The organism is Salinisphaera japonica YTM-1, assembly GCF_003788585.1.
Classification (GTDB): Bacteria; Pseudomonadota; Gammaproteobacteria; order Nevskiales; family Salinisphaeraceae; genus Salinisphaera; species Salinisphaera japonica.
The window spans coordinates 1-17,980 of the sequence record NZ_AYKG01000002.1; the positions used below are offsets into that span (position 1 = coordinate 1).

Genomic DNA, 17,980 nt, shown 5'->3' on the forward strand with positions numbered 1-17,980 from the left:
CTCGTCTTGCCGCAAAACAGCGCTTGGCGCGGGCCCGCATGAAACGGCAACAGGCCCTAGGTCCGCGGCAGTGTGACCCCGCGCTGGCCCTGATACTTGCCGCCGCGATCGGCATAAGAGGTCTCACAGACCTCGTCGGATTCCAGAAACAGCATCTGGGCCACGCCTTCATTGGCATAGATCTTGGCCGGCAGCGGCGTGGTGTTGGAGAACTCCAGCGTGACGTGGCCTTCCCACTCCGGCTCCAACGGCGTGACGTTGACGATGATGCCGCAGCGGGCATAAGTCGATTTGCCCAGGCAGATCGTGAGTACGTTGCGCGGAATCCGGAAATACTCGATGGTCGAGGCCAGCGCGAACGAGTTCGGCGGGATGATGCAGACATCGCCCTCGAAATCGACGAAACCCTTCGAGTCGAAGGCCTTGGGATCAACCATCGAGGTATTGATGTTGGTGAACAGCTTGAAATGCGGCGAGCAGCGCACGTCATAGCCATAGCTGGACACGCCGTAGGACACGATCTTCTCGCCGTCGCGCTCCTTGACCTGGCCAGGCTCAAAGGGCTCGATCATGCCCTCGGATTCGGCCATGCGACGAATCCATTTGTCGGCTTTGATACTCATGTTGTGCTGCTCGGCGCCGGTAAAGTCGCGTCAGTCTAACGATGCGCGGGACTCGCGCCCAGTCGTCGTCTTTCATTAGCCCGCAGCAGTCTGGATTGAAGCGATCGATTGGGCACGCCGGCCTGGCCTGTCGTATCGTGCCGAGCATTGCCCAACCAATAGGCTCGCTCCATGAAAGTCCAGCAAATCAAAGAATTCGGTGCGCCCGATGTGTTTCACGCCGCCGACATCGAGCCGCGCACGCCGGGCCCGCGCCAGATCCGGGTCCGCCAGATGGCCAGCAGCGTCAACCCGGTCGATACCAAGCTGCGCGCCGCCGGTCCGCCGATCGCCCCGGCCTTGCCGGCGGTGCTGGGCTGTGATGTGGCCGGCGTCGTGGATAGCGTTGGCGAGGGCGTACGCGCGTTTCAGGTCGGTGACGAGGTTTATGGCTGTGCGACCGGTGTCGTCGGCCATGACGGCGCTTACGGCGAGTACGCCGTGGTCGACGCGGCCTTCATGGCCGCCAAGCCCAAGAACATGGATTGGCGCCAGACCGCGGCCCTGCCGCTGGTGACCATCACCGCCTGGGAAGCCCTGGTCGATCGGGCCGGCGTGCGCCCGGGCGATCATGTGCTGGTGCACGGCGGTACGGGCGGCGTGGGCCATATCGCCGTTCAGCTGGCCAAAACCCTAGGGGCACGGGTAGCCACGACGGTATCGACGACAGAAAAAGCCGATATCGCCGAACGTCTGGGCGCTGACGACATCATCTATTACACCGATGAGGCCGTGGCCGACTACGTGACCCGGGTGACCGGCGGGCGCGGTTTCGACGTGGTCTTCGATGCCACCGGCGGCTCGGACATCGCCAAATCCTTCGAGGCGGCACGCGTCAATGGCCAAGTCGTGACGATCGTGTCGCAGTACGAAGCCGATCTGTCGCCCATGCACACCAAGAGCTTGTCCCTGCACGTGGTGCTGATGCTCACCGCCATGCTCAACGGCATCGACCCGGGGCATCACGGCGAAATCCTGACCAAGGCCGCGCACCTGGTCGATACCGGCGAGCTGGAGCCGCTGCTGGACACGACACGCTTTTCACTGGCCGACGTGGCCGAGGCCCATCGCCGCCTGGAATCCGGCAAAGCCGTGGGCAAGATCGTGATTGATATCGCCACAGCCTGACGTACAGCCCGCGGTGTTCGTTGCCGCCCGGCGACGAACACCGCGCTGCATTACGACACGTGCCTTAAGAGCTGCGTGCAGCTTTACGGCCGCAGATCGCTGCTTTGTCGTCTTTTTTTCTTCATATCGACGACCGTTCGTTACTGTTCTGTGACGGCGCGATCATTCAAATTGTCAGTAATGGTTGATCAAACGATGTGATGTGCACGTGACGGTGCGTGATCTTATCTCCACACCGGTATCGAGCGGGCTGCCATGATCGACAGCCGCGAAGAATTCTGGAACGCGTTCCTGGCCACGTTTTCAAAGAAGACGCTCGAGCCGGCGTTCAAGGCGGGCTGGGCCACGTTTATGGCACTGGAGTCACCAGAAGCACAAGAAGAATTCACGCGAATCGCCACCGGGCTGAAGATCACGCCGCGTCAGCTGCGAAAAATGGCCCCGCGCCGACGCGCCCAGTTGCTGTTGCCGCAGCTCACGCCGTTCCCGTTGCTCATGCCCTGTGTGACCGATAGCCACTATCGACACCGACGCGGTCCTTCGGTCAGTCGATTTCTCGATCTGGCCGGCGTACCACACGACGAATACAACGTGGTGCCAAAGACAGAGGACTTACCGCACCCCGATGTCGTGCAAGAGGCCGTGTCCCAGTGCATGGCCGAACAACGCTCGGTGCTGGCGATCTATCGTTACCTGACCGTCCAGTCGGGGCTCGTAAGCGCATGGGGGCATGCATCGCGCCCGGCGATTCGTTATCTTGCCGACACATATCCCAATATCTCTCGTCTGATCGACGACGATCGTGTAGAGCCGCCTACACCGGCATCCGAGCGAAAAAAACGTGTTGCCGCCCTGGCCAAGCGTCTTTCGGCCAGTCGCAAACAGGCGCGCTACACACCGGGCGACTATGCCCTGGCACAAGACATGCTCGCCGAGTGCCCGGATCACGGCATGGCGGCGCGTCTGATCGGGCGTTATTGCGCCCACCACAGACTGGCACTGCCGGACGCTGCCAGCAGCACCCCGCTTGCGGCTGACTGGATGTGCGTGGCCTATCTGGTGGAGTCCCTTCGGTGCCAGCCGGCGTTCTGTTTTCATGATCGGGCACGCACGTTGGCGCCGTCGCTTGCCACGCTGGCCGGGCGCGGCGCAGCCCCTGCAGCCTGGGCGGCACGAGAGCTACTGGCCGCACTCTGGGCCGCCGATGTGCGCCAGCCCGTGGCCCAACTGCTGGCCAGCGCGTTTCATGCCGTACCGGACGCCCTGGCCTGGCGGGCACTGGACTGGGCGGCCCGTGCCCGTCTTGAGCAGGACGACGCCCTTGAGCAGCGCCTGCTCAACGCGCTGGAGCAGAACACCCAAAGCGTTGGCGGCGAGCCGATTGACGTGCTGGGCGAGGCGGTTTGCCTAGCGCAGGCTCGTGCACACAATCACCGCGGTGCCTTCCAGACCGCGGCGACACGCTATGCGCGTCTTCCAGGGCGCATGCACACTCCGGCACTCGAACTCGAGACAGCGCTCAACGCGCTCGGGGTGGACCGTCTTTCGACCTGGAGCGCAGCCGCCATCGCGCTCGACGATCTCGAGACAGCCAACGCTCGAGCCGCTGATATCGCGCCTATCGCGCCATTGCTTAAACGCCTAACCGGCGTTGCCGATACAAGAATCGCCGGTCCGGCCGCCTGTCTGCTGGCGTGGGCAGCCTGGCCCTGGCCACATGTCACGGCCCCTGCCGCACCGGATGTCGTTACAAAGCTCGCCGAGGCGTGCCGGGGCACCGGGGACAGTGCTGACACGGTGTACTCGGCCCACGCACGGTTGATGCTGCACATGGCAGCGTATACCGCCGGCCGTAACGATCTGCTGGCAGCCACGCCGTTGGCGTGGCCCCGGCTTCAACCACTTGTCGGACAATTGGATGTTGACAGCTGGCACACGCTGTTTGACTTGGCCGATCAAAAAGATCGCCCGACTGCCAAGACGCTCGTACACGGTTTCTTGAAAAACGATATCGACCTAGCCTATCCCGCCACGCTCCAGCCCCATTATCTGCAAAGTGCCCGGGTGCGGGCTTACTGGCAACGCCGCGCCGACGCCACCGACTGGCCCGTGCCTGCGGCCATCCGTATCCAGTGTGCGCTGGTGACGGCCTTTCTGGCATGTGATGCCGTCCAGCCCGCTCGCGACATGCTGGATCGGCTGGAAGAACACGCCCGAATAAAAAGCGCTGCCCCACTTGTCGCCCAATGGCTGGCCGAGCATAGCGATCTCGAACCGGCATGGTCACGACGCTCAGTGCTATGGATGCGCCTGCGACTGGCGCGGCGCACCGCCGACCACGCCAGCCTGCCGACCCTGCTGATCGCGCTGTTTTATGAAATACGCAACAGCGAGCCGTTCGCCGCGAACGAACTCGTCGCACTCGCGCGCGACTGGGGCCACGGCGAGCTGAGCGACCGACTGGCGCACGCGCTAACCCAAGGTCATGCAGCAGGCGACTATGACGTCCTGGACGCTGGCTCGGCCACCGATACGCCCGGATTCATCGTATTTATTGGCGGCAATGAGATACAGGCCCGCCGCGATGCCGCCGTGCGTGCCGAACTGGAACAGCTGGCCTCGAACGTCACGGTAGCGTTTCATCATATCGGCTGGGACGGCAACTGGGCTCGCCGCCTGGACACCCTGCTCAAAGAATGCGACGAGGCCGATGCCGTGGTGTTGATGCCTCATATCCGTACCCAGTTCGGGCGCGCGGTGCGGTCGAACATTTCTTGTCCCTGGGTGTCCTGTCCGGGCACTGGAAAGGCCGCGATGCTTCGCAGTATTCGCTATGCCGCCGGCCTGAAAAATGGTCGCTCGCGGCAGCGCAGTCTGCAGGCCGTAGCTAGTTCTCCTCGACCTTGATATTCGGGAACTTGCTGGCGTAGTCCTTCTTCTGGCGGGCCAAACGGGCGCTGGTACGGCGTGCGATATCGAAATACGCCGCCGCCACCTGTGAATCGGGCGCAGCGACCACGCTCGGCGTGCCGGCATCGGCGTTCTCGCGGATGCTGATATCCAGGGGCAGCTGGCCGAGCAGCGTGGTGTCGTACTCGTCGGCCAAAGTCTGGCCGCCGTACTCGCCGAAGATATGCTCTTCGTGGCCGCATTGTGAGCAGATATGCGTGCTCATGTTCTCCACGATACCCAGCACCGGCACGTTGACCTTCTTGAACATCTCCACGCCCTTGCGGGCATCGATGAGCGAGAGATCCTGCGGTGTGGTGACCACCACGGCCCCTGAGACCGGGATCTTCTGGGCCAGGGTCAACTGGATATCGCCGGTGCCCGGTGGCAGGTCGATGACCAGATAATCCAGATCGGCCCAGGCGCTCTGAAACAGCATCTGCTGGAGGGCCGAGGTGACCATCGGCCCGCGCAGAATCGCCGGGCTGTCCTTGTCGATGAGATAACCGATCGACATGGTCTGGATGCCATGCGCCTCGACCGGCAGCAGCGTGTTCTCGCCGGCGGCCTTGGCCTTGGCGTCCATGCCCATCAGCCGCGGCTGGCTGGGGCCATAGATGTCTGCATCAAGCAGGCCCACGTTGGCCCCGTCGGCCTTGAGCGCCAGCGCCAGGTTGGCCGCGACGGTGGATTTACCTACGCCGCCCTTGGCCGAGGCCACGGCGATGATATTGGCCACGCCGTCGATGCGCTTGATGCTGGGCTGCACGGCTCGGGCCGCCACCGAAAAACCGACCGTGACATCGGCCTGCGTCACGCCGTCGATACTCTGAAGCGCGGTCTGGACCTGTTCGGCCAGGCGCTGGCCGTGATCGCCACAGGGAAAGCCCATATCGAGCTCGAGCGTGACGTGGCCGTTGTCGATATCCAGCGAACGCACGGTTCGGGCGCTGGCCAGATCGGTATCCAGATGCGGTTCGTGAATCGTGGCCAGTTTGGCTTCGATGTCTTGTCTCAGCGTATCGCTCATGGGGCTTTGCCGGTTGTCGGGCAAATGATGATGGCCGCGATGATAGCAATTCGAACCGCCAGCGCGGTGGCTCCCGGCCGAGGCCTGGCCGGGCTGTGGCATACTGCGCGGCTGACTCGACGGCGTCCGCGACACGACCATGGCACGCGATATTCTCGTTACATCCGCCCTGCCCTACGCCAACGGCGCAACGCATCTGGGCCACATGCTCGAGCATATCCAGACCGATATCTGGGTGCGTTTTCAAAAACAGCGCGGTAACAACTGTATCGCGGTCTGCGGCGACGATGCGCACGGCACGCCGATCATGCTCAAGGCCCGCGACGCGGGCATCACGCCAGAAGAACTGATCGCCGGGGTCTCGGCCGAGCGCCAGCGTGATTTCGCCGATTTCCATGTGGTCTATGACAAGTACCACTCGACCCACTCGGACGAGAATCGCGAGCTGTCGAGCGCGATCTACAACAAACTCAAGGACGGCGGCCACATCACCAGCCGGACCATCAAACAGGCCTTCGATCCCGAGCAGCAGATGTTTCTGCCGGATCGTTTCATCCGCGGCGAGTGCCCGAAGTGCGGCGCGCCCGATCAGTACGGGGATGCCTGCGAGGCCTGCGGGGCGACTTATCAGCCCACCGAGCTGGGCAACGCCGTCTCGGTACTGTCCGGGGCCACGCCGGTTGAGCGCGAGTCCGAGCATTATTTCTTCAAACTGGCGGATTTCGAAACCTTCCTGCGCGACTGGACACGTAGTGATCATCTCCAGGAAGCCATCACCCGCAAGCTGGATGAGTGGTTCACGGCCGGCCTGCGCGACTGGGATATCTCACGCGATGCGCCTTATTTCGGCTTTCAGATCCCGGGCACCGAAGACAAGTATTTCTATGTCTGGCTGGATGCGCCGATCGGCTATATGGCGGCTTTCCAGGCGTTGATCGACGAGCGGGCCGATCTGTCCTTCGACGGCTTCTGGGGCAAGGACTCGCCCGCCGAGCTGTATCACTTCATCGGCAAGGACATCGTCTATTTCCATGCCCTGTTCTGGCCGGCCATGCTGGAAGGCGCGGGCTATCGCACGCCCACGGCGATTCATGCGCACGGGTTTGTCACCGTCAACGGCGAGAAGATGAGCAAGTCCCGCGGGACGTTCATCAAGGCCCGAACGTGGCTGGATCACGTCGAGCCGGAGTTCCTGCGTTATTACTTCGCGGCCAAGCTCACGCATCGGGTCGAGGATCTGGATCTCAACTTCGACGACTTCATGGCGCGGATCAACTCCGATCTGGTGGGCAAGTACGTCAATATCGCCTCGCGCTCGGCCAATTTCATCACCAAGCGGTTTAACGGCCGCCTGGCCGGCGAGTTGGATCGCCCCGAATTGGCCCAGCGCTTTGCCGACGAAGGCGAGACCATCGCCGCGCACTTCGAGGCCCGGCGCTACTCCCAGGCCATCCGCGCGATCATGGCGCTGGCCGACGAGGCCAATGCCTATGTCGCCGAGCGCGCCCCCTGGCAGCTGGCCAAGGAAGACGGCCGCGAGACCGAGCTACAAGCGATCTGCACGACCGCGCTCGAGCTGTTCCGTCAGCTCACGATCTATCTCAAGCCCGTGCTGCCGGCCACGGCCGAGCGTGCCGAGGCGTTTCTGCAGGTGGCCCCGCTGACCTGGGCCGATCTCAAACAGCCGCTTCTGGATCACGAGATCGCCAAGTTCAAGCCGCTGCTGCGCCGGGTGGAACAGCCGGCCATCGACAAGATGATCGAGGCCAGCAAGGACGATCTGGCGCCAGCCCCCGCACCGGCCAAACAGGCCGAGGCCCACGCCGAGCCGAAAAAGACAGCCCAGGCAGAAAAAGAACAGGCCGATGCGCACACGCCGGATGACGGCATCATCGGCATCGAGGATTTCGCGAAGGTCGATCTGCGTGTCGCAAAAGTCTTGGCCGCCGATCACGTCGAAGGCGCAGACAAGCTGTTGAAGCTGACGCTGGATGTCGGCGAGCTGGGCCAGCGCCAGGTCTTTGCCGGCATCAAATCAGCCTATGCCCCGGAAACCCTGGAAGGCCGGCATGTCGCACTGGTGGCCAATCTGGCGCCGCGCAAGATGCGCTTTGGCATCTCCGAAGGCATGGTGCTGGCCGCCGGCGACAGTCCCCACGTACTGGCCCCCGACGACGGCGCGAAACCGGGGGATCGGATCAAGTAACTAAAAACAATCCGCAGATTACGCCGATTACACAGATTAAAGACATAAACGACATGCCTCGTGCGCTGTGTTGTCTTTACAGTAAATCTGCGCAATCTGTGTAATCTGCGGATGATGTTGTTTGAAACGTACCGTTGGATTGGATTGCGAGCGACTTTTCGATGACTGATGCGCCCGTGGACGCCATCGACGCGCTACTGCCACAGACTCAGTGCCGGCGCTGTGGGTATGACGGCTGTCGGCCTTATGCCGAGGCGATTGCCGCCGACGAAACCGATATCAATCGTTGCCCGCCGGGCGGGCCGGAAACGGTCGAGGCATTGGCCACGCTGACCGGCCGGGCCATCAAGCCGATCGATCCCGAATGTGGTGATGCCAGCGTGGCCAAGGTCGCATTCATCCGCGAGGCCGAATGTATCGGCTGTACGCGCTGTATCCAGGTCTGCCCGACCGATGCCATCGCCGGTGCGGCCAAACAGATGCATACCGTGATCGGCGCTGACTGCACGGGCTGTGAGCTGTGCGTGCCGGCCTGCCCGGTCGACTGTATCGATATGCCCGAATCCACGGCTGAAACCGGCCAGCCGCTGTGGCCGCCGCCGCGGGCTATCGACGCCGAACGCGCCACTCGCGCCCGCGAACTGTTCGAGGCCCGCCAGGCACGCCTGAACATGACCACCACGCGCCGGCGACGCGCCAGTCGACATGACCAGACCTACGACGCCCGCGAAGACGCCATCGCCACGTCCCCGGAAAAACAATCGACGATCGCCGATGCCATCGCTCGTGCCAAGGCGCGGCGCGCTGCACGCGAGGATTGATTATCGGTGGCAAATGAACGCGAACGAACGCAAATGGAAACAAGACAATCCGCCGATTGACGCCGATTGACGCCGATGGCCGCAGATTGAAGACAGATGATTGTCGGCGTTTTGAGGCCATCTTTTAAACCCGAATTCACTTTAATCTTCTGTCTTTCATCTATTTTTCATCGGCGCTAATCGGCGTGCATCGGCGGATAAATGCCTGTATTCATTCGCGCTCATTGGCGTTCATTCGCGGACCGATACAAAAACACATGGCGATCTTCGAGCGTCCGGCGAGAGAAGACAATCCGCCGATTGACGCCGACGGCCGCAGATTGAAGACAGATGATTGTCGGCGTTCTGAGGCCACCTCTTAAACCCGGATTCACTCTATTCTTCTGTCTTTCATCGGTGCCAATCGGCGTGCATCGGCGGATAAACGCCTGTATTCATTTGCGCTCATTCGCGGACCGATACAAAGAACGCGCCTCCAAACCCATAGCCTATGAACAAAGACAAACGCACGGCGATCTTCGAACGGCTGAAAGCGGCCAATCCGGCGCCGAAGACCGAGCTTGAATATGAGTCGGTCTTCGAGCTGCTGATCGCGGTGATTCTGTCGGCCCAGGCCACGGATGTCGGGGTCAATAAAGCCACGCGCCGGCTCTATCCCGTAGCCAACACTCCGGCCGCGATCTGGGATCTGGGCGAGGCCGGGCTGATCGAGTACATCAAGACCATCGGCCTGTATCGATCCAAGGCGGCCAACGTGATCAAGACCTGTCGGGCGCTGCTCGATGATCACGACGGCGTTGTGCCGGCCACGCGCGCCGAACTGGTCGCCCTGCCCGGCGTGGGCCGCAAGACCGCCAACGTGGTGCTCAACACCGCGTTCGGCCAGGCTGCCATGGCCGTGGATACGCATATCTTTCGCGTGTCCAACCGCACCGGTATCGCGACGGGCAAGACGGTGCGCGCGGTCGAGGATCGACTGATGCGTCTGGTGCCCAAGGCCTATCTACAGGATGCGCATCACTGGCTGATTCTGCACGGGCGCTATACCTGTCGCGCCCGGTCGCCGGCGTGTAACGACTGTGTGATCCTCGATCTATGTGAATATCGACACAAGAATCTGCCCGAGGACAACACGCCATGACCCACACCCGGGCCGCTGCCTTTGCCGATCGCGATACGCCTCGTATCTTCTGCATCGGGCGCAACTACGCCAAACATATCGCTGAATTGAACAGCGCCCTGCCCGGTGCTGAATGCGTGATCTTCATGAAGCCGCTGTCTAGCCTCGTGGCCCCCGATGAGGCGTTGATGCTGCCCACTGATCGCGGCGAGATCCATCACGAGGCCGAGGTTGTCATCGAGATCGGCCGCAGCGGGCGCGATATCCACAGCGATTCGGCGCGCGACCATATCGCGGCCCTTGGTCTGGGGCTGGATCTGACCGCCCGCGATGTCCAGACCGAACTCAAGTCCGCCGGCGAGCCCTGGGAACGGGCCAAGGCGTTCGAGCAGAGTGCGCCGCTGGGGCCGATGACCCTGCTGACCGACGATATCGATCTGGATGACCTGCGCTTCGAGCTGGCCGTTGACGGCCAGACCCGACAGGCCGGACATACGGCGAACATGATGGTCGGCATCGCCGGTCTGGTCGCTGTCGTCAGCCGAACCTGGACACTCAGACCCGGTGATTTGATCTTTACCGGTACGCCCGAAGGCGTTGGGCCCATCGCGCCGGGCCAGCAACTACGCCTGTCGGGCCCGCAGTTCGAAACCGCGAGCTGGGCGGTCGAAACAGCGTAATCCGAAAAGCTATCTTGTTATTTCGCCGGGCCTGGGCGAGGATCAAGATCACGGTATCGCCATCCTGAGGCGTTGCTTGAAGCACAAGAAGAAGACAATCATCGGCGCCGGTGTCGCACTGGCCGCGATCGCCGCCATCGCGATTGGTGTCTCGCACCATCTGGCCGAGCGCGATGGCCACGCCGGCAATGCGCCGCTGGTCGCAGCCAAGCAGCAACAGCTGGCCACACTGAAACAGCTCGACAAGCAGATGCTGGCCCCGGGCGAAGCGGCCTGGAACCCGGCCACGCGGGCGGTCACCCTGCGTGACTCAGGCCGCGAAGGCGTGGGGCTTTTCATTCGCCATACGTTTTTCCATATCGCCGGCGATATCGGCTTTGATGTGGCCACGCTGTCGGCCCTGCTCGAGCCGACGACCCGCGGCGAACCCGTCATTCTGGACGATCCTCAATCGTTCATTTTCAAACCGTTGCACGGCGATGTGGTGATGCCGGACTCGGCGCTGACCGCGCTGTTCAATGATTATCTGATTGATTACCCCGACACCCAGCTGCGGGATTTGACGATAACGAGCAGCGACGACGGCACGCTGCGCGTGACCGGTCAGACCCAGAAGATTCCCGGGCTGTGGCTGGATTTTGAAATGGCCGGGCCTGTGCGCCTGGTCGATCATCATCTGTTCGTCTACGAGCCCACGACAATCGATATCGCCAAGATTCCGGCCAAGGGCCTGCTCAAGGTCATTCGTCTTCAGCTTTCCAATCTGGTGCAGATCGATACCGAAGGCGCCGAGTTGTCGGGCGATGCGATCGTGCTCGATCTCAATCATTCGTTGCCACCGCCCACGCAGGATGTCCACGTGGCCGACATGACGCTCGACGCGGCCGGCCTGCATCTAAGCTTTACCAGCGATCATCGCCCGGCATGGCCCGAGCCGGTTATCGACCGAGACAGCTATGTACTGCTCGAAGGCGGCGATCTGAAGACGTTTCGGGCCTTGATCACGCACGTCCGGATGCAGTTGGTGGCCGCCGGCGGGGGCAAACTCGACACCTCGCTCTACGACTATCGCCAACAGATCGTGGGCGGGCATTTCCAGGCCACGCGTGCCGGCGAGCTGATCGCGTTCATGGCTCCGCTGGCACCGACGGCGAGCGCGCCGGCGCAAGGGCAGCACCCATGAATGATCGTTTATTGTCTCGTCGTTTTCCGACCGGGCTTTTGGCCGGCCTGTGGTTGGCCGCCGCCCCTGCCGGTGCGGCCGACGAACAGGCCAACACGCTTGATCCACAGGACGCCGCACACGTGCCCGCGCTCGTGGAAAAACAGCAACAGCGCTATCAGGCGCTGCAGAATGAATGGCAGGCCCGTCACGTACCGCGCAGTCTGGCGCGGCCGACAGACGCGCCCGCGGCGCGCGATTCCAACGTACCGACGGTCGGCATCAAGCTACAGGACGTGGACTACGAGATCGCCGACGGTATCGGCTTCCATGTGAAATCGCTGGTCGGGGCACTCGTGCCCAATACGGCCGGTGAGCCGGTCAACTTTGACGATCCCGACCAGTATCGGATCCATGTCCACGCCGGCGAGGTCACGCTGAGCCCGGCGCAGCTGGATGCGGTGTTCAATCGCTACGTGTTGACCTATGCCCCGCGCTCGCTGTCCAGCGTGACCAACCAGACAGAGGACGGGCGTCTGATCGTGGATGTGGGCGCGCGCCTGCGCGGCTTCCTGCCGCCGATCGGCGGCCTGCCAACGCGTCTGTCCGGCCCGGTTCATGTCACCGAGGACAATCGTCTGGCCTATACGCCGGACAAAGTCAGCAACTTCGGGCTATCGCTGTTGCCGGTGCTGAATGCCACCGGGCTCACGCTCGCCGACCTCACGCCGCTCGATCGGCCCGGCGCGCATCTCAAGAACAATACGCTGCTGATGGATCCGCAAAACCTGTTCCCGGCGCCACGCCTCGAAATCGACAAGATCGAGAAGGTCACGCTCTCCGAGCGCGGAATGACGCTCGTTTTCGCCAGCGACGCCCCCGAGCCGACGTTCGACGACCCGCCGGTCGAGACCGACAGCTATATCTGGCTGCAGTCCGGCGATGCACGCTTCTACGGCACGGTGCTGGTCAATGCCCGCCTGGCGCTCGTCAACGAAAACAACAAACGCCTGCATTTTCATCTCTACGACTACCGCGCCCAGACCGCGGCCGGCCGGATCGACGGGCTGGCCGACGGCACGTTGATTGCCCGGGTGCCGAATACCGCCCCCGGCGCCGACGACACGATCGTCATCACCGAAAATCGAACGCCGGATTAGCCACTTCGCACGCGTCGCACGACGATTGAAAACAAGAAATTGCGTCCCGGAACCGATCCCATGACCGATTCGGGGCATAAGGCGTTGCGCTAAAAACCCTTCTTTTCTAGTCTTCTGATTTTTTGCGACACGACGCCGGCCGTCGACGGAGATTGTGCATGACATTGACTCGGGAACTGGAGCATTCGCTGGGACTGGCCGGTATCGAGTTCCGGCACAACCTGGCCCGCCCTGCCTTGTTCGCCGAGGCGATCGCCAACGATCGTGGGCGCGTACGCCCTGATGGCCCGGCCGACGAACAAAAAGCCTTTGCCACCCGGCTCGGCGCCGACGGCCCGCTGGTCTATTACTCCGACCCGAGCTGTACCGGGCGCCCCGTGGCCGATACGTTTGCCGTGGCCCGTGATTCGGTCGTGGACACGGTCTGGTGGAAACGTGATTTTCAGCAGTTCTCTCCCGATGCATTCGATGCGCTGCTACCCCGCGTGGTGGCGCATCTGAATGCTCGTGGCGGCCATCTCTACGTGCAGGACACGTTCTGTGGCTGGGACCCGGATTACGCCGTGCCCTATCGGCTGGTCAGCGAGTTCGCCACCCATGCCCTGTTCGCCGAGAACATGTTTGCCAGCGATGTGCCCGTGGCCGATCCGGCGTCGCGTCGCTGGACGCTGATCAACGCCCCCAGCTTCATCTGTGAGCCCGCCCGTGACGGCACGCTGACCGAGCGCGCGGTGATCGTGGATCTGGAAAACCGTATCGCCCTGGTGCTGGGCCCGGCTGACTATTGCGGTATCGTCAAGAAGACGATGTTCACCGTGATGAACTATCGTCTGCCGGCGCGTGGGGATCTGCCCATGCACTGCTCGGCCAATCTCGGCGACGCCGATGACACGGCCGTGCTGTTCGGCCTGTCGGGCACGGGCAAGACCACGCTGTCGGCCGATCCGGCCCGGCAATTGATCGGCGACGACGAACACGCCTGGACGGATAACGGCGTGTCCAACTTCGAAGGCGGCTGCTACGCCAAGCTGATCGATCTGAACAAACAGGCCGAGCCGGTGATTGCCCAGGCCCTGTCCATGCCGTGCTCGGTCATCGAAAACGTCCCGCCCCTGCCGGACAAGCCACTGGCCGAGACCGACCCCCAGGACCTGGATCTCACCGACGACTCGATCACCGAGAACACACGCCTGTCCTACCCGCTGGCGGCCAACGATAACGTCGCCGCCGGCGCACAGGGCCCGCATCCGACAACGATCGTGCTTCTAACCGCCGATGCCTTCGGTGTGTTGCCACCGATCTCGATTCTGTCGAGCGACGAGGTGATGTATCACTTCGTTTCAGGCTTCACCGCCAAGCTGGCCGGTACGGAAGTCGGTGTGACCGAACCCCAGGCCGCCTTTTCGGCCTGCTACGGCGCCCCGTTCATGCCGCGCCCGGCCGCGGTGTATGCCGAACTGCTGGCGGCCAAGATGAAGACCCATGGCGCGCGCTGTGTACTGCTCAACACCGGCTGGACGGGCGGGCCGCACGGCGTGGGCCGGCGGATATCCATCGCGCACACGCGCAGTCTGTTGTCGGCCGCCCTGTCGGGCGCACTGGATGATGTGGCCTGTGATACCCACCCCATCTTCGGTTTGGCCATGCCGCGCGAATGCCCGGACGTGCCCAGCGAGATTCTGGATCCGCGCAACACCTGGGCCGACCAGGCCGCCTATGATGCCCAGGCGCAGACGTTGCGCGATATGTTCCAGGCCAACTTCAAGGCCAACGATTTCGCCTCGATGGGTATTCGTGCCGTGATGTAGGCGCTGCTGCACGGCGTTGGCGCATAAAAAAAGCCGCCGGATCCTCCGGCGGCTTTTTGCTATCCAACGCGCGCGATCGGTTTACTGATCGCTGTCGCTGTCCGCGCTATCGGCACTGGCGTCTTCTTCGCCCGTGCCCTCGTTCTTGTCGACGCTGACCAGCGTGACGTCGAAGATCAGGGTTTCGTTCGGGCCGATCTTGGCGCCGGCGCCGCGCTCGCCGTAGGCGAGATCCGGCGGGATGAACAGCTTGTACTCACCGCCGGCGTGCATCATCTGCAGGGCTTCGGTCCAGCCCGGGATCACGGCGTTGACCGGGAAGGTCACCGGCTTGCCACGCTCTTCGGAGCTGTCGAAAACGGTGCCATCGATGAGCTTGCCGGTATAGCTGACCGTCACGCTGTCGTTGGCATCCGGCTGGGGTCCGTCGCCTTTCTCGATGATCTTGTACTGCAGGCCGTCTTCAAGCGTCTTGACGCCGTCTTTCTTCTTGTTCTCGGCCAGGAATTCCTGTCCGGCCTTCATGTTGGCCTGGGCTTCTTTGTCCTGCTCCTGCTGCTGAGCGGCCTGCATGTCAGAGACCACACCCTGCATGACGGTCTGGAGCTCATCCTCGCTGATCTTGGTCGGGCCCTGGCCGACCACGTCACGCACGCCCTGGGTCAGCTGATCCAGGTCGATGTCCATCGGCAGGTCTTTCAGGGAGTTGCCGATGTCCATGCCCAGCGCGTAGCTGCGCTTGGCGCTTTCGCTGGTGAACTGCTGGTCGGCCGAGCTGGTGTTGCTCGCCGTGTTCGAGGCCGTGTTGTCAGTGCTCGTGTTGTTCGATGCACCTTCATTGCCACAGGCGGTCAGTGCCAGCACGCAGGCACCCAGTACAAACGTTTTCTTCATGGCCAATTCCTGTCCTTGTTGAACGTCCCGAGCCTACGTGAAACAGGCCCCGGGCAAAAGCTGCATGCCGGCTGCGCCGGCATGTCGTTTCAGAAGTCGATGATGACCCGTTGAATCGACCCGTCAATCAGCCCTGACGGTGGCCCAGACGCAACCGCAGCGCATTCAAGCGAATGAAGCCCTCGGCATCTTTCTGATCATAGGCGCCGCGATCGTCCTCGAAGGTGGCGATGGCCGAATCGAACAGACTGTCGCGCTCGGAGGCCCGACCCACGATCGAGACACTGCCCTTGTAAAGTTTGACCCGCACCGTGCCGTTGACGTGGTGCTGGGACTCATCGATGGCCGCCTGCATCATGCGTCGTTCGGGCGAGAACCAGTAGCCGTTGTAAATGAGCTTGGCATAGCGCGGCATCAGCTCGTCTTTCAGATGCGCGGCCTCGCGGTCCAGCGTGATCGATTCGATCGCGCGATGGGCGCGCAACATGATGGTGCCGCCCGGTGTTTCGTAGCAGCCGCGCGATTTCATGCCGACATAGCGATTTTCCACGATATCGATCCGCCCGATGCCGTGAGCCCCGCCCAGTTCGTTGAGCTTGGCCAGAACCTGATACGGGCTCATATCCTGGCCGTCCACGGCCACGATATCGCCGGCGGCGAAGCTCAGATCGACCTCCTGCGGCGTGTCGGGCGCGTCTTCGGGCTTGACCGACCACTCCCACATGACGTCTTCGGCCGGTGTCCACGGGTCTTCCAGCACGCCGCCCTCGTACGAGATATGCAGCGCGTTGGCATCGGTGGAATACGGCGAGCCGCCGTCGGCCTTCTTGCGGATATCGATGCCGTTGTCCTCGGCGTAGGCCAGCAGCCGCTCGCGCGAGTTCAGATCCCACTCGCGCCAGGGGGCGATGACCTTGATATCCGGCGCCAGCGCATAGGCTGAAAGCTCGAAGCGCACCTGATCGTTGCCCTTGCCGGTGGCCCCGTGGGCGATGGCATCGGCCCCGGTCTCGCGCGCGATCTCGACCAGGCGCTTGGAGATCAGCGGGCGGGCGATGGAGGTGCCCAGCAGATATTCGCCTTCATAGATGGCGTTGGCCCGGAACATCGGGTAGACGAAATCAGCCACGAACTCTTCGCGCAGATCGTCTATGAAGACTTGGCTGACCCCCAGCGCGCGTGCCTTGGGCTCGACTTCGGACAGCTCCTCGCCCTGGCCGATATCTGCGGTAAAAGTCACGACTTCACAGTCGTATTCGTCTTGCAGCCATTTCAGAATGACCGAGGTATCAAGTCCGCCCGAATAGGCCAGGACCACTTTGGCAACGTCGCCGCTCATGGGTGCGCTCCGCTCAAGGGTTGTCGCAAAGCTTGCGAGTATACAAAACCAGCGCTCGACGCGTGCCAGGCAGTGCTACCATCAACGCATGAATGACTTATCCCAGACGAGCGAGACATCGCCGCGCATGGCCACGCGCTTTCGTGGCTTTCTGCCGGTCGTCATCGATGTCGAGACCGGCGGCTTCAATTCAGCCACCGATGCCCTGCTGGAAATCGCCGCCGTCACGGTGGGTTTCACCGACGACGGCAGCCTCGATCTGATGGAGTCCATCTCCTATCACGTGAAGCCGTTCGAGGGTGCGAACATCGAGCCCGCCTCGCTCGAGGTCAACGGTATCGACCCCCATCATCCGCTGCGCCCGGCCATTCCCGAACGCGACGCCCTGGGCCGGATCTTTCGGCTTGTGCGCGAGGCGATGAAGACCACGGGCTGCAAGCGTGCGGTGCTGGTCGGGCATAACGCCCACTTCGATCTGGGCTTCTTGAACGCTGCAATCGCCCGCACCGGTATCAAGCGCAGCCCGTTTCATCCATTTTCGTGCTTCGATACGGCCACGCTGGCCGGCGTAGCCTACGGCCAGACCGTGCTGCGGCGGGCCGCCACGGCCGCCGGGATGGACTGGGACAACCAGGCGGCTCACTCTGCACTTTATGACACCGAACAGACCGCGCGCCTGTTCTGTCGTATCGTCAATCGCTTTCAGCCGGTCTACGATGCCGTGCCGCCCGAGCCACAGAGCTAGGGCCTGTTGCCGTTTCATGCGAGTCCGCGCCAAGCGCTGTTTTGCGGCAAGACGAGGCGTAGCTCGCGCCGCGCAGTCATTCTGCGCCAGTGGGCTAGAACGCTGGATTGCCGCAAAACAGCGCTTGTCCCGAAGGGTTGGGCCGCCCATAAAAATTGAAGATGGGCGCCCTGCGGCGTTGCGAGTCTTGATCGTGGCACGCCACGATGCGGCGACTCGCGCCTTGCAGGGCACGATTTGCGGACGCCAACGCGGCGCTCGCATGAAACGGCAACA

14 protein-coding genes are annotated in these 17,980 nt (G+C 62.6%); 10 read left to right on the plus strand and 4 right to left on the minus strand.

The window, feature by feature from the left end; translation table 11 throughout:
• Positions 1 to 56 precede the first annotated feature (56 nt).
• Positions 57 to 623: a dCTP deaminase gene (dcd, locus tag SAJA_RS01305; protein WP_123656856.1), complete on the minus strand. Its 567-nt coding sequence runs from the start codon at positions 621 to 623 to the stop codon at positions 57 to 59.
• 171 nt (positions 624 to 794) lie between these two features.
• Here dcd and SAJA_RS01310 point away from each other — a divergent pair, with 171 nt between their 5' ends.
• Together SAJA_RS01310 and SAJA_RS01315 are read left to right on the plus strand one after the other, a co-directional pair.
• On the plus strand, positions 795 to 1,790 hold the full coding sequence (locus SAJA_RS01310; RefSeq protein WP_123656857.1) for a zinc-dependent alcohol dehydrogenase family protein: 996 nt from the start codon (positions 795 to 797) through the stop codon (positions 1,788 to 1,790).
• 255 nt (positions 1,791 to 2,045) lie between these two features.
• Positions 2,046 to 4,697 carry a hypothetical protein gene (locus SAJA_RS01315; protein WP_123656858.1) on the plus strand — a complete coding sequence of 884 codons (2,652 nt, stop codon included), beginning with the start codon at positions 2,046 to 2,048 and terminating at the stop codon, positions 4,695 to 4,697.
• On the opposite strand, the gene apbC is transcribed toward SAJA_RS01315, so the two are convergent.
• Complete coding sequence (gene apbC / locus SAJA_RS01320) at positions 4,678 to 5,769, minus strand: iron-sulfur cluster carrier protein ApbC (RefSeq protein ID WP_123656859.1); 1,092 nt, start codon at positions 5,767 to 5,769, stop codon at positions 4,678 to 4,680. The genes SAJA_RS01315 and apbC overlap by 20 nt on opposite strands.
• 139 nt (positions 5,770 to 5,908) lie before the next feature.
• Between apbC and metG the strand changes: the two genes are divergently transcribed.
• The 7 genes from metG to SAJA_RS01355 all read left to right on the plus strand — a co-directional run bounded on the left by metG (position 5,909) and on the right by SAJA_RS01355 (position 14,726).
• Positions 5,909 to 7,975 carry a methionine--tRNA ligase gene (gene metG, locus SAJA_RS01325; protein WP_123656860.1) on the plus strand — a complete coding sequence of 689 codons (2,067 nt, stop codon included), beginning with the start codon at positions 5,909 to 5,911 and terminating at the stop codon, positions 7,973 to 7,975.
• Between the two features lie 134 nt (positions 7,976 to 8,109).
• The gene (locus SAJA_RS01330) at positions 8,110 to 8,796 is read left to right on the plus strand and encodes an RnfABCDGE type electron transport complex subunit B (protein ID WP_281272390.1); all 687 of its coding nucleotides are present in this window, start codon (positions 8,110 to 8,112) and stop codon (positions 8,794 to 8,796) included.
• Positions 8,797 to 9,286: 490 nt separating this feature from the next.
• A complete protein-coding gene (nth, locus tag SAJA_RS01335) occupies positions 9,287 to 9,937 on the plus strand; it encodes an endonuclease III (protein WP_123656862.1) in 651 nt (216 codons plus the stop codon).
• Positions 9,934 to 10,596: a fumarylacetoacetate hydrolase family protein gene (locus SAJA_RS01340; RefSeq protein ID WP_123656863.1), complete on the plus strand. Its 663-nt coding sequence runs from the start codon at positions 9,934 to 9,936 to the stop codon at positions 10,594 to 10,596. Before nth ends, SAJA_RS01340 begins: the two co-directional genes overlap by 4 nt.
• A gap of 76 nt (positions 10,597 to 10,672) precedes the next feature.
• Positions 10,673 to 11,779 (plus strand): hypothetical protein, encoded by a 1,107-nt coding sequence (locus tag SAJA_RS01345; protein ID WP_123656864.1) that lies wholly within the window; start codon positions 10,673 to 10,675, stop codon positions 11,777 to 11,779.
• Positions 11,776 to 12,918, plus strand: a complete 1,143-nt coding sequence (locus tag SAJA_RS01350) for a hypothetical protein (protein WP_123656865.1) — start codon at positions 11,776 to 11,778, stop codon at positions 12,916 to 12,918. The genes SAJA_RS01345 and SAJA_RS01350 overlap by 4 nt, the downstream gene beginning before the upstream one ends.
• 158 nt (positions 12,919 to 13,076) lie before the next feature.
• A complete protein-coding gene (locus tag SAJA_RS01355) occupies positions 13,077 to 14,726 on the plus strand; it encodes a phosphoenolpyruvate carboxykinase (ATP) (RefSeq protein WP_123656866.1) in 1,650 nt (549 codons plus the stop codon).
• A gap of 81 nt (positions 14,727 to 14,807) precedes the next feature.
• On the opposite strand, the gene bamJ is transcribed toward SAJA_RS01355, so the two are convergent.
• Both bamJ and SAJA_RS01365 read right to left on the minus strand, forming a co-directional pair.
• The gene (bamJ, locus tag SAJA_RS01360; protein WP_123656867.1) at positions 14,808 to 15,620 is read right to left on the minus strand and encodes a BamJ family beta-barrel-assembly machinery protein; all 813 of its coding nucleotides are present in this window, start codon (positions 15,618 to 15,620) and stop codon (positions 14,808 to 14,810) included.
• Positions 15,621 to 15,747: 127 nt separating this feature from the next.
• Entirely contained in the window at positions 15,748 to 16,959 is a 1,212-nt protein-coding gene (locus SAJA_RS01365) for an argininosuccinate synthase (RefSeq protein ID WP_123656868.1), read from the minus strand.
• A gap of 88 nt (positions 16,960 to 17,047) precedes the next feature.
• Between SAJA_RS01365 and rnt the strand changes: the two genes are divergently transcribed.
• Positions 17,048 to 17,704: a ribonuclease T gene (gene rnt / locus SAJA_RS01370; protein WP_123656869.1), complete on the plus strand. Its 657-nt coding sequence runs from the start codon at positions 17,048 to 17,050 to the stop codon at positions 17,702 to 17,704.
• The last annotated feature ends 276 nt before the right edge of the window (positions 17,705 to 17,980 follow it).

Excerpts from the sequence above, each read along its gene's own strand:
- dcd (WP_123656856.1), bottom strand. The coding sequence starts at position 623 with ATGAGTATCAAAGCCGACAAATGGATTCGTCGCATGGCCGAATCCGAG.
- SAJA_RS01310 (WP_123656857.1), top strand. The coding sequence starts at position 795 with ATGAAAGTCCAGCAAATCAAAGAATTCGGTGCGCCCGATGTGTTTCAC.
- SAJA_RS01315 (WP_123656858.1), top strand. The coding sequence starts at position 2,046 with ATGATCGACAGCCGCGAAGAATTCTGGAACGCGTTCCTGGCCACGTTT.
- apbC (WP_123656859.1), bottom strand. The coding sequence starts at position 5,769 with ATGAGCGATACGCTGAGACAAGACATCGAAGCCAAACTGGCCACGATT.
- metG (WP_123656860.1), top strand. The coding sequence starts at position 5,909 with ATGGCACGCGATATTCTCGTTACATCCGCCCTGCCCTACGCCAACGGC.
- nth (WP_123656862.1), top strand. The coding sequence starts at position 9,287 with ATGAACAAAGACAAACGCACGGCGATCTTCGAACGGCTGAAAGCGGCC.
- SAJA_RS01340 (WP_123656863.1), top strand. The coding sequence starts at position 9,934 with ATGACCCACACCCGGGCCGCTGCCTTTGCCGATCGCGATACGCCTCGT.
- SAJA_RS01350 (WP_123656865.1), top strand. The coding sequence starts at position 11,776 with ATGAATGATCGTTTATTGTCTCGTCGTTTTCCGACCGGGCTTTTGGCC.
- SAJA_RS01355 (WP_123656866.1), top strand. The coding sequence starts at position 13,077 with ATGACATTGACTCGGGAACTGGAGCATTCGCTGGGACTGGCCGGTATC.
- bamJ (WP_123656867.1), bottom strand. The coding sequence starts at position 15,620 with ATGAAGAAAACGTTTGTACTGGGTGCCTGCGTGCTGGCACTGACCGCC.
- SAJA_RS01365 (WP_123656868.1), bottom strand. The coding sequence starts at position 16,959 with ATGAGCGGCGACGTTGCCAAAGTGGTCCTGGCCTATTCGGGCGGACTT.
- rnt (WP_123656869.1), top strand. The coding sequence starts at position 17,048 with ATGAATGACTTATCCCAGACGAGCGAGACATCGCCGCGCATGGCCACG.